The sequence below is a fragment of the Janthinobacterium sp. SUN033 genome (genome assembly GCF_030397595.1).
In the GTDB taxonomy this organism is placed as follows: Bacteria; Pseudomonadota; Gammaproteobacteria; order Burkholderiales; family Burkholderiaceae_D; genus Janthinobacterium; species Janthinobacterium kumbetense.
In genome coordinates this window covers 487,492-510,005 of the sequence record NZ_JAPQNV010000004.1, presented here as the reverse complement: position 1 = coordinate 510,005, position 22,514 = coordinate 487,492, and the positions used below count along the sequence as shown (strand labels likewise).

Sequence of the window (22,514 nt, the reverse complement as noted above, 5' to 3'; positions counted from 1 at the left end):
GCGTTACTTCAGCAACCGCAGCAACGCCTGCGCCGCCGCCTCCGACGAGGCCGGATTCTGCCCAGTGATCAAGATGCCGTCCGTCAGCACATATGGCGCCCAGTCCGCGCCCTTCGAGTAGATGCCGCCGTTATCCTTGAGCATGTCTTCCACCAGGAAGGGCACGACTTTCGTCAAGCCCACGGCGTCTTCTTCCGTATTCGTGAAACCCGTCACCTGCTTGCCCTTCACGAGAGGCTGGCCATCGCCGCCTTTGACGTGGCGCAAGACGCCGGGAGCGTGGCAGACGGCGGCGACGGGCTTGCCGGCTGACTGCAGCGCTGCGATGAGGGCGATCGAGTCCCGGTCTTCGGCCAAGTCCCACAGGGGGCCGTGGCCGCCCGGATAGAACACGGCGTCATGGTCGGCCGCTTGCACGCTGGACAACAGGACGGTGGAAGCGAGCGCGGCCTGGGCGGCCGGGTCGGCCTTGAAGCGGGCCGTGGCGGCCGTCTGCGATTCGGGGGCGTCGCTTTTCGGGTCCAGCGGCGGCTGGCCGCCCTTGGGCGAAGCCAGGGTCAGGTGCGCGCCCGCGTCTTTCAGCACGTAATACGGGGCGGCGAATTCTTCCAGCCAGAAGCCGGTCTTGTGGCCCGTGTCGCCCAACTGGTCGTGCGAGGTCAATACCATTAAAACGTTCATGCGAACTCCTGTGCAAGCGGTGTGGGGGGAGTGTTACGCCATCAGCTTAGTCCTGTTCGCACTTTCATGCTGCACGCCAGTGCTGCCTGTTTTTTGTGCCGGCCTTTGATGAAAACGCCCGCGACGCCCCTGCCGTTGTCCGTTTGCAACCTCCAAAGTGTTCCAGTTGCCGATATCAAAATTGATATCGAAACAGTGGAAAAATTGATTGGAGAGATTATCGCCCAGCCCCTAAGATAAACGCCGAGCATGCGAACGACATGCAAGCAGTGCAAAAATATCAATACAATATCTGGAGATTCATGATGCGCAACGCCACCGGTCCGCTCGCGGCCACTTCCCCTCGTCCATTCACCTTGAAGGCAGCCGTTGTGGCATTGGCCGGTATTGGCTTGCTGAGCACGGCTTCGGTATGGGCGCAGGAGGCGGTGGCGGCCGATGCCAGTGCCGAGCCTGCCGCGGAAGTGTCGGTCGTGACCGTCAGCGGCGTGCGCCGCTCGGCGCAAAATTCGCAGCAGATCAAGATGCGCTCGGACCAGGTCATCGATTCCATCGTCGCCGACGACATCGGCAAATTCCCTGATAACAATGTTGCCGAAACCCTGGCGCGCATTTCCGGCATCCAGATCCGCCGCGATTCGGGCGAGGCCAGCGCCGTCATGATCCGCGGCTTGCGCGATGTCACGACCCTGCTCAATGGCCGCGAACTGTTCACCACCACGGGCCGCTACGTCAACCTGGCCGACATTCCCGCCACCATGCTGCAGCGCGTGGACGTGTATAAATCGCAGGGCGCGGACCAGGTCGAAGGCGGCGTGGCCGGCATCATCGACGTGCGCACCAACCGCCCGTTCGACTTCAAGGAATTTACGGCCAGCGTGAATACGCGCGCCGTCTACAGCGACAAATCGAAAGCCACCGACCCGAACATCAGCGGCATGGTGGCGAACCGCTGGAAGACGGGCATCGGTGAAGTGGGCGCGCTGCTGGGCTTGTCGCAGCAGCAGCACCGTTACCATGAAGAACGCGCATTCAATACGGCGCCCGTGGATAAAAGTTTCCTGTCGCCCGGTTTGACGGGGCCGGACCAGGTGGGTTTGCTGCCGATCAAGGGCGACCGCCGCCGCACGACCGCCAATGCCGTGCTGCAATGGCGTCCGAACGCCGATGTCGAGCTGTACGCGGAAGGCATGGCCACGCGCTTCCTGCTCGATGCCGAGTCCGATTACTTCGTCGGCTTGCCATGGTGGGGCACGCCCGTGTCGGCCACCAAAATTCCTGGCACCAACCAGCTGCAAACATTGACTTCGACCAACGTGAACACCATCATGTCGACGCAGGCGAACAAGAACGAGACGAAGACGCACCAGTTTGCCGTCGGCGGTTTGTGGGATATCAACCCGGAATGGCGTTTCACGTCGGAGGTGGCCAGCACCAGAAGTACCTTCAAATGGCGCAACCCCATCCTCGACGCCATCACGCAAGTGCCGAACGCCACCATCAATACCAACCAGAACGGCACCTTGCACGTCGATTACACGGGCATCGACTTGCAAGACCCGTCGAATTACTATTTGAAGGGCTTCTTCGACCGCTATGGCCAGGATCAGGGCAGCTCGAACGATGTGCGCGCCGACCTGGCCTACACGCCGAGTGCCGGCGGCATCTTCAAGGAAATCAGCGTCGGCTTGCGCGGCGTCAAGCGCGAAGCCGAATCGATCAAAAGCTATGAAGGCAATGCGGAAGCACCGGACGTGTCCGGCGCCGCATTTCCATTCAGCCGCCAGGGCGTGACGTCGATTCCAGGCCTCAATTGCTTGTCGGAATCGATGTCCAGCGGCGGACCCGACTATGGCTTGAAGCAGTGGTACACGCCATGCGCCAGTTTCTTGCTCAATAACACGGGCACCGTGCGCCAGGCCGTCACGGGCAGCAGCGCGGCGCGCGCCATGGATCCGGGTTCGTTCTTCAAGGACACGGAAAAGACGTATTCCATCTACACCAAGGCAAAGGTCGCCTTCAAGCTGGCTGACTATCCCGTCGACGGTACTCTGGGCGTGCGCGTCGTGCGCACCGAACAAAGCTTGCAGGGCAACAGCTCGCAGGATGGCGTCTACACGCCCGTCATCAGCGACACGTCTAGCACCGATGTGCTGCCGAGCGTGGCCCTGAAAATCAAGCTGCGCGCCGACCTGGTCGGCCGCTTTGCGGCGGGCCGCACCATCAGCCGCCCCGGTTTTGCCCAGCTGAATCCGGGCGTGGCCCTCGTCAACTCGACGGAAACGGTGAAGGCGACGGGCGCGGGCGGCAATCCGAATTTGAAACCGGTCGTGGGCGACAATGTCGACGCGGCACTGGAATGGTATTTCGCGCCGGCCGGTTCCGTCACCGCCACCGTGTTCCACCACAAGTTCGACGGGTATATCCAGCAACGCATTTCCAGCGAAACCATTGCCGGCAAGACATATGACGTGGACCGCCCGTACAACACGGCGGCGGGCAAGCTGCAAGGCCTGGAAATCGGCTACCAGCAGTTCTATGACGGCTTGCCCGGCATCTTGAGCGGCCTGGGCTTGCAAGCGAACGGCACCTACATGAGCGGCACGACCGACGACGAGACGGGCAGCCATGCGATCACGGGCGTGTCGCGCTATGCCTACAACCTGGTGTTGCTGTACGAAAAAGACGCCTGGTCGGGCCGCCTGGCCTACAACTGGCGCTCGAAATTCATCGACAGCTACAACCAGGGCGGCCCCGGCCTGGACTTGAAGGTGGCGCCGACGGCCCAGCTCGACGGTTCGTTGTCGTACAAGATCAACGAGCAGTTCACCGTGACCTTCGATGGGAATAACTTGCTCGATACCAAGTTCAAGGATTACTGGAACGAGCCTGGCGTGTATGCGCGCGATACGCGCCGCTATGACCGGACAGTTGGCCTCTCTTTACGCTGGAAAATGTAAGTTGATCGCACAGTAAAAAATCAAGGGCGTTGCCATGGTTTCGGCCGGCAACGCCCCTGTCAGTTGGACAGTCACGCACGATTCATCATAAAAAGAATGGACGGAAAGCATGGAGACGCAAAAATTATCCACCGTTGAAAAGGTCGGCTTCGGCGCCGGCGACATGGCGCTCAATGTCGTCATTTCGTCGATGATGTTGATCATCACCTTTTTCTATACCGATATCTATGGCTTGAAAACCACGGACCTGGCCCTGCTGTTCGTGGCCGTGAAAGTCATCGGCGCCATCGCCGACCTCGTCATGGGCCAGATCACGGACCGCTACAGCTTTGCCTCGGGCCGCTACCGCCCCTACCTGCTGTGGCTGGCCGTGCCGTATGGCGTCAGCGTCTTCTTTGTCTTCAGCACGCCCGAATGGCAGTATGACGCCAAGCTGATCTGGGCATATTCCACATATATCCTGATGACGATCATGACGGCTGGCGTGGGCATCCCGTATATTTCCCTGATCAGCGGCTTGACGAGCGACCCGCAGGACCGCCTGTCGGCCAACGGCTACCGCCTGTTCTTCGCCAAGATCGGCGCCTTCATGGTGACCATCGTCGTGCCGGTCCTGTCGCAGCGCTGGGGCGGCGGCAACCCGGCCGTCGGCTACCAGGCAGCCATGGCCGTGATGGCCGTCATGGGCGTGGCCCTGTTCCTGTTCTGCTATTTCTCCACCACCGAGCGGGTCGTGCACGTAGTGGAAAAGCAATCGTTGCTGGCGCAATTGAAAGTGCTGTTGCAGAACGACCAGTGGCTGGTGCTGTGCGGCGTGTGCGTCACGGGCACCATCGGCTACGTGGTGCGCGGTTCCGTCGCCATTTATTACGCGAAATACTATCTGGGCGGCAGCACGGAAACGGTGGCTGCCTTTTTGACCACGGGCGTGGTGGCCGCCATCCTGGCCATGATCGCCTCGACCTGGATCACCAAGTTCTATTGCAAAGTTAAACTGTTCCGCTACACGCAGATCGGCGTCGCGCTGATCAGCCTGGCGATCTATTTCTTTGTAAAACCGAGCGACACCGTGCTGGCTTTCGCCCTGTATTTCCTGCTGTCCTTCGTGGTGGACTTGCATGCGCCCGTATTTTGGTCGGCCATCGCGGAAACCATCGACTATGGACAGGTGAAGACGGGCAAGCGCGTCTCCGGCTTCGCCTTTGGCGGCATTTCCGTCTGCCAGAAGGCGGGCATGGCGGTGGCGGGCGGTCTGGTGGGCGTGCTGCTCGCGTATTTCGACTACCAGCCCAACCATGAGCAAACGCAATTCGCCCTGAACGGCATCGCCCTGATGCTGTCGATCATCCCCGGCTTCTTTCACCTGCTGATGGGCTTGCTGATGTTCAAGTACCGCATCAGCGACAGCTATTACACGGGTGTCAAGGTAGAGATGCACAAGCGCGGCTACGTCGCTGCATGAGATTAATTATTTGGAGTAGGCAATATGGCTGACGTCTTGAAACCGCTGATCGAACAACGGGCCGACCCGCATATCTACCGTCACAGCGACGGCTATTATTACTTTACGGCCTCCGTGCCCCAGTACGACCGCATCGAACTGCGCCGTGCGGACAGCATCGCCGGCCTGGCCGACGCGCCCACGGTCGACGTGTGGCACAAGCCGGACACGGGCCCGTACAGCGAACTGGTGTGGGCGCCGGAATTGCACTTCAATCAGGGCGCCTGGTATGTGTATTTCGCCGCCGCGCCGAGCCGCGAAATCAAGCATAAGCTGTTCCAGCACTGCATGTATGCGATCCGCAATACGAATGCCAACCCGCTGGAAGGCGAGTGGGAATTCATGGGCCAGATCGATACGGGCATCGACACCTTTTGCCTGGACGCCACCACGTTCGAGCACGACGGCGTGCTGTACTACCTGTGGGCGCAGAAAGATGTGGCCATCGAAGGCAATTCGAACCTGTATATCGCGCCGATGGCCACGCCGTGGCAGCTGGCCGGTCCGCCCGTGATGCTGAGCAAGCCGGAATTCGACTGGGAAATCCGCGGCTTCTGGGTCAACGAGGGGCCGTCCGTGTTGAAACGCAATGGCAAGATCTTCATCAGCTATTCGGCCAGCGCCACCGATGAAAATTATGCGATGGGCTTGCTGTGGGCCGATGCGTCGGCCGACCTGCTCGACCCGTTCTCGTGGAGCAAGTCGCCCGAGCCCGTGTTTGCCACCTGCTACGAGCACGGCATCTACGGCCCCGGCCACAACAGCTTCACGACGGCCGAGGACGGCGACGGCGTATTGCTGGTGTACCATGCCCGCACCTACACGGAAATCGTCGGCGATCCGCTGTGGAACCCGGATCGCCACACGTTCGTCAAACCGCTGCGCTGGGATGCGCAAGGCATGCCCGTGTTTGGCCGCTCATCGACCCTGTAAAACCTGGACCCGACGCCATGACCCCAGTTGATTCTGTTTCAGTGACGCAAGCGCCGTTCGGCATCCTGCCCGGTGGCCAGCACGTCACCGTGTTTACCCTGACGAACCGCCAGGGCATGCAAGTCAAGGTGCTCGACTTTGGCGCCATCATCAGCGCAATCCACGTGCCGGACCGCGACGGCACGTTGGCCGACGTGGTGCTTGGTTTCGAGCGCCTCGAACCCTATCTGGCCAATGGCGCTTTCCTGGGCGCCGTCATCGGGCGTTTCGGCAACCGTATTGCCGAGGGACGCTTCAGCCTCGACGGCAAGGATTACCAGCTGGCCGTCAACAATGCACCGAATCACTTGCATGGCGGCAACCAGGGCTTTCACCAGGTCATGTGGCAGGCCGAGCCGTTCAGCCGGGACGATGCCGCCGGCGTCACGTTCACGCGCAGCAGCCCGCACGGCGAAGATGGCTATCCGGGCAAGCTGGACGTGACCGTCGTGTACGAACTGGACAACGACAACGCCCTGAGCCTGCGCTACCACGCCGTGACGGACCAGGCCACGCCCGTCAACTTGACCAACCACAGCTATTTCAATCTGGCGGGGCAGGGCGATATCCTCGGCCACGAGGTGACGATCAACGCGGACCGCTACCTGCCCGTGGATGCGGGTTCGATTCCCACGGGCGAACTGGCGGACGTGTCCGGCACGCCGTTCGACTTGCGCCAGAGCACCGTCATCGGCCACAGCATCGCCCTGCCGCACGAACAGCTCCGCATCGGCCGTGGCTACGACCACAACTTTGTGCTGAATCAACAGCCCGGTCAGCTGCTCAGCCTGGCCGCTACCGTGCGCGATCCGCAATCGGGCAGGGTGATGCAGGTGTACACGCAGGAGCCCGGCGTCCAGTTCTATTCCGGCAATTTCCTCGACGGCAGCCAGCCCGGCAAGCTGCGCGCCAACGGCTACCGCAGCGCGCTATGCCTGGAAACCCAGCATTTCCCGGATTCGCCGAACCAGTCCCACTTCCCGAACAGCATCTTGCGTCCGGGCGAGGAGTATCGGACGCACACCGTGTACCGCTTTTCCGCCGGATAAGTATCCCTGCGAAAACAGCCCACGCCCTGCCGCCACGTGCCCGCAGGGCGTTTTCATTACGGCATGCTGATACCGTTTTCGGTATCGGAACGCATTAAAAATTGATTGGAAAGGCATGGCAGGATTCTTTAGTATTCCAACATCGCTGCCCGGGCCGACGACATTAGATCCGGCATGGCACAACCAGGAGAATGGCATGTCTGAGACAAAAAAGAAGGTTGCCCTGCGCTCTGCCGAGTGGTTCGGCTCGCAGGACAAGAACGGCTTCATGTACCGCAGCTGGATGAAAAACCAGGGCATACCTGACCACGAGTTTCACGGCAAGCCCATCATCGGCATCTGCAATACCTGGTCCGAACTGACTCCCTGCAACGCCCATTTCCGCCAGCTGGCCGAACACGTCAAGCGCGGCATCCTGGAAGCGGGCGGTTTCCCCGTGGAATTCCCCGTCTTCTCGAACGGCGAATCGAATCTGCGCCCGACGGCCATGCTGACGCGCAACCTGGCTTCGATGGACGTGGAAGAATCGATCCGCGGCAACCCGATGGATGCCGTCGTGCTGCTGGTCGGCTGCGACAAGACGACGCCGGCGCTGCTGATGGGCGCGGCCAGCGTCGACATCCCCACCATCGTCGTCAGCGGCGGCCCCATGCTGAACGGCAAGTTGAATGGCAAGGACATCGGTTCCGGTACGGCCGTATGGCAGTTGCACGAGCAGATGAAGGCCGGTTCCATCACCTTGCACCAGTTTATGTCGGCCGAATCGGGCATGTCGCGCTCGGCCGGTACCTGCAACACCATGGGTACGGCCTCGACCATGGCCAGCATGGCTGAAGCGCTGGGCACGTCGCTGCCGCACAACGCCGCCATCCCTGCCGTCGATTCGCGCCGCTACGTGCTGGCGCACATGTCGGGCATCCGCATCGTCGAAATGGTGCACGAAGACCTGCGCCTGTCGAAAGTGCTGACGCGCGAAGCGTTTGAAAACGCCATCAAGGTCAACGCCGCCATCGGCGGTTCGACCAATGCCGTGATCCACCTGAAGGCGATTGCCGGCCGCATCGGCGTGCCGCTGGAGCTGGAAGACTGGACCCGTGTGGGCCGCGGCACGCCGACCATCGTCGATCTGCTGCCGTCGGGCCGTTTCCTGATGGAAGAGTTTTACTATGCGGGCGGTTTGCCGGCCGTCATACGCCGCCTGGGCGAGGGCGATTTGTTGCCGCACAAGAATGCGCTGACCGTCAACGGCAAGTCGCTGTGGGACAACTGCGTCGAAGCGCCGATCTACAACGATGAAGTGGTGCGCACGCTGGACAACCCGCTGCTGGCCGATGGCGGCATCTGCGTGCTGCGCGGCAACCTGGCGCCGCGCGGCGCCGTATTGAAACCGTCTGCCGCTTCGCCGCATTTGATGCAGCACCGTGGCAAGGCCGTCGTGTTCGAGGATTTCGAGCACTATAAATCACGCATCCTTGATCCGGATCTGGACGTGGACGCGAACTCCGTGCTGGTCATGAAGAACTGCGGCCCGAAAGGCTATCCGGGCATGGCCGAAGTGGGCAACATGGGCTTGCCGCCGAAACTGTTGGCGCAAGGCATCACCGACATGGTGCGCATCTCGGATGCGCGCATGAGCGGCACGGCCTACGGCACCGTCGTGCTGCACGTGGCGCCGGAAGCGATGGCGGGCGGCCCGCTGGGCATCGTCAAGGATGGCGACATGATCGCCCTCGATTGCCACAACGGCAGCCTGAACATCGACATCAGCGACACGGAAATTGCCGAACGCCTGGCGGCCCGCGAACTGGGCAGCGCGCCCGGACCGAAGAGCGGCTACCAGCAGCTGTACATCGAACACGTGTTGCAGGCCGACGAAGGCTGCGATTTCGACTTCCTGGTCGGCAATCGCGGTTCCGCCGTGCCGCGCCACTCACACTAAGCGGAGAATTCCATGCTGTTGCTGCAATTTACGAATGAACATGGCGGCCGCCTCGTCGGCCTGCTGCAAGACGACGTGATCCGCGTCATCGAAGGCTACAACACGACGTATGCACTGGCGCAAGACGCCATCCGCAAGCGTATCAATCTGGCGGACCTGGTGAATGCTACCGTCGGCAACGCCACGCATTCCTATGCGGACGTGGCCGCTGCCGGACGCGTCCTGCCGCCGCTCGACCATGCGGACGAGGCGCACTGCTACGTGACGGGCACGGGCCTGACCCACCTGGGCAGCGCCGGCGCGCGCGACGCCATGCACAAGAAGATCGGCGGCGACGCCGAATCGCTGAGCGACTCGATGAAAATGTTCCGCCTGGGCGTGGAAGGCGGCAAGCCGGCTGACGGCACGGCCGGCGCGCAGCCCGAATGGTTTTACAAGGGCGACGGCTCCATCGTGCGCGCGGGCGGCCAGCCGCTGCGCATGCCGGACTTTGCCCTCGATGGCGGCGAAGAGCCGGAAATCGCCGGCCTGTACGTGATCGGCGACGACGGCCAGCCCTACCGGGTCGGCTACGCCATCGGCAATGAATTCTCGGACCACGTGACGGAGCGCCAGAACTATCTGTACCTGGCCCACTCGAAGTTGCGCGCCTGCAGCGTGGGCCCGGCCCTGCTGGTGGGCGAATTGCCCGCGCACATCGCCGGTACTTCGCGCGTGCTCGACGCGGCGGGCAAGGTGCGCTGGGAAAAGGCCTTCGTCAGTGGTGAAGAGAATATGTCGCACACGATTGCCAACCTGGAACACCATCACTTCAAGTATCCGCTGTTCAAGCGCCCCGGTGACGTGCACGTGCATTTCTTTGGCACGGCCACCCTGAGCTTTGCCGATGGCGTGAGCGTGGCGCCGGGCGAAACCTTTGAAATCGAAGCGCCGGCCTTTGGCCCTGCCTTGCGCAACCGCCTCGACGTCTTCCCAACCGAATTTGCGAAAGTGAGCACATTATGAGTTTCCATATCACCGGTGAAGCCTTGATCGGCGGCGTGGCCGTCAAGGGCAATGGCGGTTCCTTCGAAGCGTGGGACCCGGCCGCGCGCGCCCACATCGCGCCCGCCTTCCACATGGTTGACGTAGCGCAAATCGACGAAGCATGCCGTCTGGCGCAAGCCGCCTTCGACCCGTTCCGCGCCACCAGCGACGCGGAGCGCGCCGACTTCTTAGACACCATCGCCGCGCAAATCGGCGAACTGGGCGACGACTTGATCGTGCGCGCCATGACGGAAAGCGGCTTGCCGCGCGCGCGCCTGGAAGGCGAACGCGGCCGCACGGTGGGCCAGTTGAAACTGTTCGCCGGCTTGCTGCGCGAAGGTTCCTGGACGGATGCGCGCATCGACAGCCCGCTGCCGGAGCGCGTGCCGCCCCGTCCTGACTTGCGCTTGCGCATGATCGGCCTGGGCCCCGTCGCCGTGTTTGCGGCCAGTAACTTCCCGCTGGCCTTTTCCGTGGCCGGCGGCGACACGGCCTCGGCCCTGGCGGCCGGCTGCCCCGTGGTCCTGAAAGCTCATTCCGCTCATCCGGGCACGTCGGAACTGGTGGCGCGCGCCATCGTCAAGGCGATTGCCATCTGCAAGCTGCCGGCCGGCGTGTTCGCCTTGCTGACGGGCACGGGCAATGGCATCGGCCAGGCGTTGGTCGCCCATCCGGCCATCCAGGCCGTCGGTTTCACGGGCTCGCGTTCGGGCGGCATCGCCCTGATGAAGGTGGCGGCCGAGCGTCCGCAACCGATTCCTGTCTACGCGGAGATGAGCAGCATCAACCCCGTGTTTGTGCTGCCGCAAGCCTTGGCCGCCCGTGGCGCGGCGATCGCCGGCGGTTTTGCGGCCTCGCTGACGATGGGCGTGGGCCAGTTCTGCACCAATCCCGGCCTCGTGCTGGGCCTGGAAGGCGCCGACTTTACGGCCTTTGCCGCCGCTGCCGCCGAAGCGCTGGCGCCCGCGCCGGCCGCCACCATGTTGACGGCCGGCATCGCCAGCAGCTATGCCAAGGGCGTCGCCGCCTTGGCGCAGCACGCGGACGTGACGCCGCTGGTGCAAAATACGGGAGAAGAGGGCAAGGGCGCCGCCGCCCTGTTCGTCACGTCGGGCGAAGCTTTCCTGGCCAAGCACGACTTGCGCGACGAAGTCTTCGGCCCCGCTTCGCTGCTGGTGGCATGCCGCGACATCGAGCAATTGATCGCCATCACGGAAAGCCTGGAAGGCCAGCTGACGGCCACCCTGCAGATGGATGCGGGCGACCTGGCAGACGCGCGCCGCTTGCTGCCCGTGCTGGAACGCCGCGTGGGCCGCATCCTGGCCAACGGTTTCCCCACCGGCGTGGAAGTGTCGACGGCCATGGTGCACGGCGGCCCGTTCCCGGCCACGTCGGACGGCCGCAGCACCTCCGTCGGCACGGCGGCCATCAACCGCTTCCTGCGCCCTGTGTCGTACCAGAACCTGCTGCAGGACTTGCTGCCGGAGTCGCTGCGCGATGATAATCCGCTGGGGATCTGGCGCCGCAAGGATGGCGTTCTCGGCAAGGAGTAAAAAGCTGCTGCGCGGCGGGGCCGATGCCCTTGCCGCGCCAGCTTGCGTTGCACGTTGTACATAAAAAATAAACAGGTGGAGACAAGATGAAGCAATTGGCGAAATATGGCAGCTTGCAGGGCAAGCGCGTGTTCATCACGGGCGGCGGCAGCGGCATCGGCGAATCCCTGGTGGCGGAGTTTGCCGCCCAGGGCGCCGTGGTGGCGTTTGTCGATATCGCCGTGGATGCGAGCGAGGCCCTGTGCCGCCGCCTGGCCGAAGCGGGCTGGACGGCGCCCGTGTTCCGCCATTGCGACATCACGGATATTGCCTCTCTGCAAGCCGTCATGGCCGAACTGGCCGATCAACTGGGCGACTTCGATATCCTCGTCAACAATGCCGCCAACGACCAGCGCCACCAGGCGCAGGATGTCACCCTGGAATACTGGAACGAGCGTATTGCGATTAATCAACGTCCCATGTTCTTCACGTGCCAGGCCGTTTTCGAGGGCATGAAGCGCAAGGGTGGCGGTTCCATCATCAACGTCAGCTCGATTTCCTGGCACATGAAGTCGGGCGGCTACCCCGTGTATGCCACCACCAAGGCGGCCGTCGTGGGCCTCACGCGGGGCCTGGCGCGCGATTACGGCGCGCACAATATCCGCGTCAACACGGTCACGCCCGGCTGGGTCATGACGCAGCGCCAGATCGACCTGTGGGTCGACGAGGCCGCGGAAGTGGAAATCAAGAAAAGCCAATGCTTGCCAAGCAAGCTGATGCCACAGGACATCGCCGCCATGGTGCTGTTCCTTGCCTCCGATGACGGCGCGATGTGCTCGAGTCAAGAGTTCATCGTCGACGCCGGCTGGGTCTGACAAAACGTCCAGGGCGTTGTTGCAGGGTCTTGCCGTACTAGCGTACTGTCTGCGACCCTGCGCCTAGCCCTGGGCGTTTTGTCGGCCGCGGGCCTTCCCGCCTTACCCCATTCGTGTATGCCTCCCACTCCGTAGCAGGAGAGGCATCGCCACATCCATTGCCGGGTTGATCCCGGCCCTTGCTTTTCACTTAAAAACAGGAGACAGCATGAAATGTATCAACACCAGCATCGTGGCCTTCAGCCTGGCCATGGCCGTCGGCGGCGCTTTTGCCGCGCCCGTCAGCGTCACCATCGATGCGGCCAAGCCTGGTTCCGTGATCAATAAAAACATCTACGGCCAGTTCGCCGAACACTTGGGCACGGGCATCTACGAAGGCATGTGGGTGGGGCCGGAATCGTCCATTCCGAATACCAAAGGCTGGCGCAACGACGTGCTGGGCGCGCTGAAGCAGTTGCACGTGCCCCTGGTGCGCTGGCCGGGCGGCTGCTTTGCCGATGAATACCACTGGAAGGATGGCATCGGCGCGCGCGAGAAGCGGCCGACCAAGGTCAATACCAACTGGGGCGGCGTGGAAGAGTCGAACGCCGTCGGCACGCATGAATTCTTTGACCTGGCCGAGTTGCTGGGCGCGCAGACCTATATCAACGGCAACCTCGGTTCCGGTACGCCGCAGGAAATGTCCGAATGGCTGGAATACATGACGTCGGACAGCAAGTCCACCCTGGCCGAGCTGCGCCGCAAGAATGGCCGCGCCCAGCCGTATAAAGTCGATTACTTTGGCATCGGCAACGAAGCCTGGGGTTGCGGCGGCAATATGCGCCCGCAGTACTACGCCGACCTGTACAAGCACTATCACACCTTCATGAAGACGCCGGAAAGCGCGCGCCCGAAATTCATCGCCAGCGGCGGCAATGACGACGACATCAGCTGGTCCAGCACCCTGAGCCGCGAAATCAAGCCGAACATGATGGACGCCATCAGTTTCCACTACTACACGGTGCCGACCGGCGTGTGGGAAAAGAAGGGCGCGGCCACGGGCTTTGGCGAAAACGAATGGATTTCCACCTTGAGCCGCACCCTGCGCATCGATAGCTTGATCAAGAACAATCTTGCCGCCATCGACAAGAACGATCCCTCGAAAAAGACGGGCTTGTACGTCGATGAATGGGGCACCTGGTACGACGTGGAGCCGGGCACCAACACGGGTTTCCTGTTCCAGCAAAACAGCTTGCGTGATGCCCTCGTCGCCGCCTTGAATTTCAACATTTTCCACGCCCATGCGGACCGGGTGCGCATGACGAATATCGCGCAAATGGTCAATGTGCTGCAAGCGATGATCATCACGGACAAGGATAAATATTTCCTCACGCCCACGTATCACGCGTTTGAAATGTACGTGCCGTTCCAGGACGCCACGGCCTTGCCGGTCGCCATCAGCGGCAATGGCAAGTACAGCCTGGGCAAGGTCAGTATTCCGGAAGTGAGCGCCTCGGCCGCGCGCGCCAAGGATGGCAAGGTGTACTTGTCCTTGGTCAACACGAATCCGCACAAGGCCGTCGACGTGAGCGTGGCGCTGGCGGGGCAAAAAGTGACCGCCGTGACTGGCCGCGTGCTGACCGCAGGCAAGATGGATGCCGTCAACAGCTTTGCGCAACCGCAAGCCGTGCAGCCCGTGGCGTTTAATGCCAAGGCGCAAGGCGGCAAGCTGACCGTGTCGGTGCCCGCCAAGGCCGTCGTCGTGGTGGCGGTCGACTAGCCTGCCACCCCTTGTCATTCATCAAGCCGGCCCGCATGATGGGCCGGCTGACCATTTTGGAGAAGACGATGCACATGTTGACGCGCGGCGCGGCCGCCATCCTGAGCACCCTGGCGATCATGGCTGCCGCGCACGCGGCCCAGGTCAGCGTGCACGACCCCGTGATGGCCAAGGAAGGCGACACGTATTATTTGTACAGCACGGGGCCCGGCATCACCTTTTACAGCTCGAAGAATATGCTCGACTGGCAGCCGGAAGGGCGCGTGTTTGCCGGCCAGCCGACCTGGGCCAGGACGGCCGCGCCATCGTTTGACGACCATATCTGGGCGCCCGACGTGCAATTTCATGATGGAAAATATTACCTGTACTACTCGGTGTCCGGCTTTGGCAAGAATACGTCGGGCATCGGCGTGACCGTCAATACCACCTTGAATCCCCGTTCGCCCGATTACCGCTGGGTGGACCAGGGCATGCTGCTGCAATCCGTGCCCGAGCGCGACGAGTGGAACGCCATCGATTCGAACATCATCACGGACAAGCACGGCACGCCGTGGATGTCCTTCGGCTCATTCTGGAACGGCATCAAGCTGGTGAAATTGACGCCCGACTGGACCCGTATTGCGGAACCGCAAGAGTGGCACTCCCTGGCGCGCCGCGCACCGCTGCCGCCACGGGCCGGCGAATTCAAGCCTGCACCCGAGGAAATCGAAGCGCCGTTCATCTTCCAGCGCGGCAAGGAGTATTTCCTCTTCGTTTCCTGGGGCTTGTGCTGCCAGAAGGAAAAAAGCACGTATCACCTGGCCGTGGGCCGCTCGACCAGCGTGACGGGCCCTTACCTGGACAGGGATGGCCGCGACATGGCGCAGGGCGGCGGCACGGTGCTGCTGCAAGGCGACAAGGATTGGAAGGGCCTGGGCCACAACAGCGCCTACACCTTCGACGGCAAGGATTACCTGGTGCTGCACGCGTATGAAACGGCGGACAATTACTTGCAGAAGCTCAAGATCCTGCCCATGACGTGGGACAAGAACGGCTGGCCGCAAGTCGATCCCCGCGACTTGAACCGCTATCGCAGCCGCGAATTGCCGGCCGCCAAACCCTAAGGGCGCGCCATGCAAAAGACCTTGTTGACGCTGGCGCTGGCCGCCGGCGGCCTGGCCACGCCTGTCCTGCAGGCAGCGGAACTGTTTCCCCTCTCGTCCGTGCGCCTGGGGACGGGACCGTTCCTCGATGCGCAGACGACGGACTTGCACTACCTGCTGGCCTTCGAGCCCGATAAATTGCTGGCGCCGTTCCGCCGCGAGGCGGGCTTGCCGCAGGTGCAGCCCAGCTATGGCAACTGGGAATCGACGGGCCTGGATGGCCACCTGGGCGGGCATTATCTGTCCGCGCTGGCGCTGATGGTGGCGTCCACGGGCGATGCGCAGGCGCGCGAACGCCTCGATTACGTGCTGGCGGAACTGAAGCAATGCCAGGACGCCAACGGCAACGGCTACCTGGGCGGCATTCCCGACGGCAACGCTGCCTGGCAAGCCATCGCCAAGGGAGACATGCAGGCCGACACCTTTTCCGTCAATGGTCGCTGGGTGCCGTGGTACAACCTGCACAAGGTGTTTGCCGGCTTGCGCGACGCGTATCAGCAGGCGGGCAGCGAGCAAGCAAAAACCATGCTGATCGCCTTGTCGGACTGGGCCGTGAAACTCTCGGCCTCGCTCACGGATGCACAGATGCAATCGATGCTGCGTGCCGAGCACGGCGGCATGAATGAAGTGCTGGCCGACGTCTACGCCATGACGGGCGAGCAGCGCTACCTGGACCTGGCCGTGCGCTTTTCGCACCAGGCCATATTGCAACCGTTGGTGGCGCAACAGGACAAGCTGACGGGCTTGCATGCGAATACGCAAATCCCGAAGGTGATCGGCTTCGAGCGCATCGGCGCGCTGACGGGCCGGCGCGACTGGCAGCAGGCGGCGCAATTCTTTTGGCAAACCGTGCACGACAAGCGCACGGTGGCCATCGGCGGCAACAGCGTCAAGGAACATTTCCACGACGAGCACGACTTTTCCTCGATGGTGGAAGAGGTCGAAGGGCCGGAAACGTGCAATACCTACAATATGCTCAAGCTGACGGAACAGCTGTTCAAGCGCGACGAACAGGTGCGCTACGCGGATTACTACGAGCGCGCCCTGTACAACCACATTTTGTCGTCGCAGCGCCCCGGCACGGGCGGCTTTGTCTACTTTACGCCCATGCGCCCGAACCACTACCGCGTATATTCGCAAGTGGACAAGGGCATGTGGTGCTGCGTGGGTTCCGGCATCGAAAGCCAGGCCAAGTATGGCGAGTTCATCTACGCGCATGAGGGCGACGCGCTGTACGTAAACCTGTTCATGGCGTCCACCCTGGACTGGAAAGAGCAGGGCGTCAGGATCGTCCAATCGACCCGGTTCCCCGACCGTGACACGACGCGCATCACGGTGCAAGGAAGTAAAACGTTCAGCCTGAAGATCCGCTACCCGCGGTGGGTAGCCAAGGGCAAGCTGCGCGTCAAACTCAACGGCAAGGCGCTGCGCGTGAATAGCGTGCCGGGCGAGTACGTGACCATCGCGCGCGCCTGGAAAACCGGCGACAGCGTCGATGTCGTGCTGCCGATGACGACGCGCCTGGAGCAGATGCCGGACCAGTCGAATTACTATGCCGTGCTGCATGGCCCCATCGTGCTGGCCGCCAAGACGCAGCCGTTCGCCCATGAACAACTGAACTATTTTGCCGACGATACGCGCATGGGCCATATCGCCCAAGGGCAAGTGTGTCCGCTGGAATCGTCACCGCTGTTCGTCAGCGACGAGAAGGATTTCATGCGCAAGATCAAACCCGTGAAGGGCCAGCCGCTGACCTTCACGGCGCCCGGCTTGATCCAGGGCAAGGATGCGGCCACCTTGCGGCTGATTCCCTTCTTCCGCCTGCATGACTCTCGCTACATGCTGTACTGGCCCGTATCCACGCCGGCCAGGCTGGCGCAGCTGCAGGAACGCACGCGCCAGGCGGAATCCGAGCGTCTGGCGCTCGACGCGCTCACCATCGACCAGGTGGCGCCGGGACAACAGCAGCCCGAGTCCGACCACAACTTCCAGGCGGAAGGGGGAGAAAACGGCGTCAACAAGGGCCGGCACTGGCGCCATGCGACGGGCTGGTTCAGCTATGTACTGAGCGACCCGCACGCCGAAGCGAAAACCCTGCGCCTGACCCTGTCCACCCTCGATGCGGGCCGCGTCTTTGACGTCTTGCTCAACGGCACGAAACTGCAAACGGTCACCGTGGCAGCCGATGCGCCGCAGGAACTGCACACGCTCGATATCGCCATTCCCCAGGCCCTGGTGGCGGCTGGCAACGGCAAACTCAGCGTGAAATTTGTCGCCGGCAAGGATTCCGTGGCGGGCGGTCTGTACGGGCTGCGCCTGTTGCGCTGAGGGAAGAAGGACCCGGCTCGTTCTACCGATACGCAAATCGGTATCGCAAGCGAAAAAGAATTGATTGGATGGCTATGTTGCTTTCTCCTACCATGGGTTCATAAAAAACCGCCCATCCGGCATCCGGCTGTGATGGTATTCCAAAAAAAACTGGAGACAAGAATGACATTGACACGCCGCACACTCCTCGCCAGCGCCATGCTGCTGGCCGCTTCTGCCACCACCTTGGCTACTTCTTCCGCCTTCGCCGCCAAGCCCCTCGTCATGGGCTTTTCGCAGGTGGGCGCCGAAAGCGAATGGCGCACCGCCAATACCGTCTCCATCAAGGATGCAGCCAAGAAAGATGGCGTCACCCTGAAATTTGCCGATGCCCAGCAAAAGCAGGAAAACCAGGTCAAGGCGCTGCGTTCGTTCATCGCGCAAAAAGTCGACGTGATCGCCTTCTCGCCCGTCGTCGAATCGGGTTGGGATACCGTCTTGCGCGAAGCCAAGGCCGCCAAGATCCCCGTCATCTTGACGGACCGCGCCGTCAACGTGGCCGACAAATCGCTGTACGTCACCTTCATCGGTTCCGACTTCGTGGAAGAGGGCCGCCGCGCGGGGCAATGGCTGCTCGAGCACGCCAAGAAAACCCCGGATGCGACGCTGAACATCGTCGAACTGCAGGGCACGGTTGGCTCCGCGCCGGCCATCGACCGCAAGGCGGGCTTCCTGGAAGTGGTGGGCAAGAATCCGAAGATGAAGATCATCCGTTCGCAAACGGGCGACTTTACACGTGCCAAGGGCAAGGAAGTGATGGAAGCGTTCCTCAAGGCCGAAGGCAAGAAGATCAACGTGCTGTATGCGCACAATGACGACATGGCCATCGGCGCCATCCAGGCCATTGAAGAAGCGGGCATGAAACCGGGCAAGGACATCATCATCATCTCCATCGATGGCGTCAAAGGCGCGTTCGAGGCCATGATCGCCGGCAAGCTGAACGTGACCGTCGAATGCAGCCCGCTGCTGGGCCCGCAATTGATGTCCATCGCCCGCGACGTGGTGGCCGGTAAACCCGTGCCAGCGCGCATCACGACGGTGGAAGGCGTGTTCCCTGCCGAGGTGGCCGCCAAGGAATTCCCGAACCGTAAATACTAAGCTTGCCGCATGATGAAGACGCAAGCGCATCACACTGCCGCGCCAGCTCCCTTGCTGGAGTTGCGCGGCATCAGCAAGTCCTTTCCCGGCGTCAAAGCCCTCAGCGACGTAGCCCTGCGCCTGTATCCGGGTGAAGTGCACACCCTGATGGGGCAAAACGGTGCCGGGAAATCGACCCTGATCAAGGTGCTGACGGGCGTCTACACGCCCGACAGCGGCCAGATTTTGCTCGATGGCAAGCCCATTGCGCCCGCGTCCACCTCGGATGCCCAGGGACTGGGCATCAGCACCGTGTACCAGGAAGTCAATCTGTGCCCTAACCTGTCGGTGGCGGAAAACATTTTTATCGGCCGCTATCCGCGCCGCTTTGGCGGCCGCTTTGGCCCCATCGACTGGCGTTCCATGCAGCAACAGGCGCGTGCCTTGCTGCAGCAATTGCAGATCGATATCGATGTCACGGCGCAACTGTCCAGCTTTCCGCTGGCCATTCAGCAAATGGTGGCCATTTCGCGCGCACTGAACATTTCGGCTCGCGTGCTGATCCTCGACGAGCCCACGTCCAGCCTGGACGAGGCGGAAGTCAATCTGCTGTTTTCCGTGCTGCGCCGCCTGCGCGAGCAGGGCATGGCGATACTTTTCGTCACCCACTTCCTGGACCAGACCTACGCCATTTCCGACCGCATCACCGTCATGCGCAACGGCGAGCGCGAAGGGGAATATGCGTGCAGCGAACTGTCGCGCCTGGCGCTGGTGAACAAGATGATCGGCGTGGCGGCCGACACGCAGGCGCAAGAGCTTGATCTGGCGCAAGAAGCAGGCGCCGTCAGCTTTGGTCCGACTGTGCTGGAAGCGACGGGACTGGGCCGCAAGGGCGCCTTGTTGCCCATGGATTTCCACATCCGCCAGGGCGAATTGCTGGGCCTGGCCGGCTTGCTCGGTTCCGGCCGCACGGAACTGGCGCGCCTGCTGTTCGGCGCCGACAAGGCCGATTCCGGCAGCATCACCATGCAAGGCAAGCCGCATCAGTTTCACGTGCCGCGCGACGCGATTGCCCGGGACATCGGTTTTTGCTCGGAAGACCGCAAGCACGAGGGCGCGATCCTGTCGCTGTCCGTGCGCGAAAACATCATATTGGCCTTGCAGGCCCGCACGGGCTTGCTGCGCGCCATCCCGTTCAAACGCCAGCAGACGCTGGCCGACGAATATGTGAAAGCGCTCGGCATCAAGACGGCCAGCATCGAAACCCCCATCGGCAGCCTGTCGGGCGGCAATCAGCAGAAAGCCTTGCTGGCGCGCTGGCTGGTGACGTCGCCGGCCATGCTGATTTTAGACGAGCCGACGCGCGGCATCGACGTGCGCGCCAAGCAGGAAATCATGAGTTATGTGAGCAAGCTGTGCCGCAAGGGCATGGCCATCCTGTTCATTTCGTCCGAATTGCCGGAAGTGCTGCGCTGCAGCGACCGCATTCTCGTCATGCGCGACCGCAAGGCCTGCGGCGACTATGCGCGCGGCGAGCTCGACGATAGTTCCGTGCTGCAAGTGATTGCGGGAGACGCCACATGAGTTTATCCACGCCATCGAGCGCGCCGCTGGCGCGTCCGGCTTCCACTACGGGTACGTCCGCCTTGCATACCGTTTTACATCACCCCCTGAGCCGGCCCCTGGCCGCGCTGTGCTTGCTGCTGCTGGTCGATTTCTTCGCCATCCCCGGCTTTTTCCACTTGGAAATCCGTGACGGCCATTTGTACGGCAGCGTGATCGACATCGTCAACCGCGCGGCGCCCCTGATGCTGGCGGCGCTGGGCATGACCCTGGTCATTGCCACGCGCGGCATCGATATTTCCGTGGGCGCTGTCGTGGCCCTGTCCGGCACCGTGGCCGCCATGCTGATCGGCGGCACCATGGTGATGGACAATGGCGTGCCGACCTATGTAAGCAACATTCCCATGGGCTGGGCCCTGGCGGCCGCCCTGGGCGCGGCCCTGCTGTGCGGAGCCTGGAATGGCGTGCTGGTGGCGGGCCTGGGCTTGCAGCCCATCGTCGCCACCCTGATCCTGATGGTGGCGGGGCGTGGCCTGGCGCAATTGTTGACGGATGGACAGATCGTCACCGTCTACTATCAGCCCTTCTTCTTCATCGGCAGCGGCTATCTGTTCGGCTTGCCGTTCTCGCTGTTCCTTGTGGCGTTGGTGTTCCTCATCACGGCCGTGCTGATGCGCAAGACCGCCCTGGGCCTGTTCATCCAGGCCGTCGGCATCAACCCCGTCGCCGCGCGCCTGGCCGGCATCAGGACGGCGACCCTGATCTTCTTCGTCTACGTCTTTTGCGCCGCCTGCGCGGGCTTGTCGGGGCTGATGATCAGCTCGAACATCAAGAGCGCCGACGCGAACAATGCGGGCTTGATGCTGGAACTGGACGCCATCCTGGCCGTCACCCTGGGCGGCACCTCCTTGGCCGGCGGCAAGTTCAGCCTGGTCGGCAGCATGATCGGCGCGCTCATCATCCAGACTTTGACCTACACGATCTATTCGCTGGGCGTGCCGCCGGAAGTGAACATGGTCGTCAAGTCGGTCGTCGTCTTCCTCGTCTGCCTGTCGCAATCGTCGGAATTCAAGCAATTGCTGCATCGGAGAAAAGCATGAAGGGCTTGCTGCACACCCCGTATTTCACCTCGCTCGTCACGGTCTTGCTGCTGGTGGTGATGCTGGGCCTGGGCGGCGGCGCCTATCCGGGCCTGCTGTCGACGCAAGTGATCTTTAACCTGTTGATCGATAACGCCTTTTTGCTGGTGATCGCCGTCGGCATGACCTTCGTCATCGTGTCCGGCGGCATCGATCTGTCCGTCGGTTCCGTGCTGGCCCTGTCGACCATGATCGCCGCCTGGCTGCTCAACGTGGCGCACTGGCCGCCGCTGCTGGTGATCGTCACCGTGCTGGCGCTGGGCACCGTATTTGGCGCCAGCATGGGCGCGCTGATCCATTATTTCAAATTGCAGCCGTTCATCGTCACCCTGGCCGGCATGTTTCTGGCGCGGGGCCTGTGCTATTTGATCAGCATCAATTCCATCACCATAGCCGACCCGCTGTTCGTGGCCATGTCGCAGACCCAGCTGGGCTTCCTGGGTGGCTTCGTGTCGCCCGGCGTCGTGATCGCCGTGGCGACCCTGTTGCTGGCCATCTGGCTGGCGCATGCGACGCCGTTCGGCCGCGCCGTGTATGCGATCGGCGGCAATGAACAGTCGGCTTTGATGATGGGGCTGCCTGTCGGCCGCACCAAGGTCTTGATCTATGCGTTCAGCGGCTTTTGCGCCGCGCTGGGCGGCGTGCTGTTTTCGTTCTACATGTTGTCCGGCTATGGCTTGCATGCGCAAGGCACGGAGCTGGACGCGATTGCCGCCGTCGTCATCGGCGGCACCCTGCTCAGCGGCGGCTACGGCTACGTGGCGGGCGCGCTGTCGGGCGTGCTGGTGCTGGGCACCATCCAGACCTTGATCGCCTTCGACGGCACGCTCAGCTCGTGGTGGACCAAGATCGTCATCGGCGGCTTGCTGTTCGTCTTTTGCGTCGTGCAAAGACTGATGGCCATGGGCCAGAAAAATACCAACGGGAGTTAA

General features: G+C 62.3%; 16 protein-coding genes. 15 read left to right on the top strand and 1 reads right to left on the bottom strand.

Annotation, left to right across the window (positions count from 1 at the left end):
* Window positions 1–3 precede the first annotated feature (3 nt).
* Entirely contained in the window at window positions 4–681 is a 678-nt protein-coding gene (locus OX460_RS19415; protein WP_289899621.1) for a type 1 glutamine amidotransferase domain-containing protein, read from the bottom strand.
* A 302-nt stretch (window positions 682–983) separates the two neighbouring features.
* Here OX460_RS19415 and OX460_RS19410 point away from each other — a divergent pair, with 302 nt between their 5' ends.
* The 15 genes from OX460_RS19410 (at window position 984) to yjfF (ending at window position 22,514) form a co-directional block, all read left to right on the top strand.
* Entirely contained in the window at window positions 984–3,641 is a 2,658-nt protein-coding gene (locus tag OX460_RS19410) for a TonB-dependent receptor (RefSeq protein ID WP_289899620.1), read from the top strand.
* Between the two features lie 109 nt (window positions 3,642–3,750).
* Window positions 3,751–5,103, top strand: coding sequence for an MFS transporter (locus tag OX460_RS19405; RefSeq protein ID WP_289899619.1), 1,353 nt, complete (start codon window positions 3,751–3,753; stop codon window positions 5,101–5,103).
* A 24-nt stretch (window positions 5,104–5,127) separates the two neighbouring features.
* The gene (locus tag OX460_RS19400; RefSeq protein ID WP_289899618.1) at window positions 5,128–6,075 is read left to right on the top strand and encodes a glycoside hydrolase family 43 protein; all 948 of its coding nucleotides are present in this window, start codon (window positions 5,128–5,130) and stop codon (window positions 6,073–6,075) included.
* Window positions 6,076–6,092: 17 nt separating this feature from the next.
* On the top strand, window positions 6,093–7,163 hold the full coding sequence (locus OX460_RS19395) for an aldose epimerase family protein (RefSeq protein WP_289899617.1): 1,071 nt from the start codon (window positions 6,093–6,095) through the stop codon (window positions 7,161–7,163).
* Between the two features lie 196 nt (window positions 7,164–7,359).
* The gene (locus tag OX460_RS19390; RefSeq protein ID WP_289899616.1) at window positions 7,360–9,102 is read left to right on the top strand and encodes an IlvD/Edd family dehydratase; all 1,743 of its coding nucleotides are present in this window, start codon (window positions 7,360–7,362) and stop codon (window positions 9,100–9,102) included.
* Between the two features lie 12 nt (window positions 9,103–9,114).
* A complete protein-coding gene (gene araD1, locus OX460_RS19385; RefSeq protein ID WP_289899615.1) occupies window positions 9,115–10,107 on the top strand; it encodes an AraD1 family protein in 993 nt (330 codons plus the stop codon).
* Window positions 10,104–11,681, top strand: a complete 1,578-nt coding sequence (locus tag OX460_RS19380; protein ID WP_289899614.1) for an aldehyde dehydrogenase (NADP(+)) — start codon at window positions 10,104–10,106, stop codon at window positions 11,679–11,681. The genes araD1 and OX460_RS19380 overlap by 4 nt, the downstream gene beginning before the upstream one ends.
* An 86-nt stretch (window positions 11,682–11,767) precedes the next feature.
* Complete coding sequence (locus OX460_RS19375) at window positions 11,768–12,535, top strand: SDR family oxidoreductase (protein ID WP_251349498.1); 768 nt, start codon at window positions 11,768–11,770, stop codon at window positions 12,533–12,535.
* Between the two features lie 208 nt (window positions 12,536–12,743).
* Window positions 12,744–14,294 (top strand): alpha-L-arabinofuranosidase C-terminal domain-containing protein, encoded by a 1,551-nt coding sequence (locus OX460_RS19370; protein WP_251349497.1) that lies wholly within the window; start codon window positions 12,744–12,746, stop codon window positions 14,292–14,294.
* 68 nt (window positions 14,295–14,362) lie between these two features.
* Entirely contained in the window at window positions 14,363–15,397 is a 1,035-nt protein-coding gene (locus OX460_RS19365; RefSeq protein ID WP_289899613.1) for an arabinan endo-1,5-alpha-L-arabinosidase, read from the top strand.
* Between the two features lie 9 nt (window positions 15,398–15,406).
* The gene (locus OX460_RS19360) at window positions 15,407–17,764 is read left to right on the top strand and encodes a beta-L-arabinofuranosidase domain-containing protein (RefSeq protein ID WP_289899612.1); all 2,358 of its coding nucleotides are present in this window, start codon (window positions 15,407–15,409) and stop codon (window positions 17,762–17,764) included.
* 162 nt (window positions 17,765–17,926) lie between these two features.
* A complete protein-coding gene (locus OX460_RS19355; RefSeq protein WP_077398584.1) occupies window positions 17,927–18,901 on the top strand; it encodes an ABC transporter substrate-binding protein in 975 nt (324 codons plus the stop codon).
* 9 nt (window positions 18,902–18,910) lie between these two features.
* Entirely contained in the window at window positions 18,911–20,464 is a 1,554-nt protein-coding gene (locus OX460_RS19350; protein ID WP_289899611.1) for a sugar ABC transporter ATP-binding protein, read from the top strand.
* Window positions 20,461–21,543 (top strand): ABC transporter permease, encoded by a 1,083-nt coding sequence (locus OX460_RS19345; RefSeq protein ID WP_289899610.1) that lies wholly within the window; start codon window positions 20,461–20,463, stop codon window positions 21,541–21,543. The genes OX460_RS19350 and OX460_RS19345 overlap by 4 nt, the downstream gene beginning before the upstream one ends.
* Window positions 21,540–22,514, top strand: a complete 975-nt coding sequence (gene yjfF / locus OX460_RS19340) for a galactofuranose ABC transporter, permease protein YjfF (RefSeq protein ID WP_289899609.1) — start codon at window positions 21,540–21,542, stop codon at window positions 22,512–22,514. Before OX460_RS19345 ends, yjfF begins: the two co-directional genes overlap by 4 nt.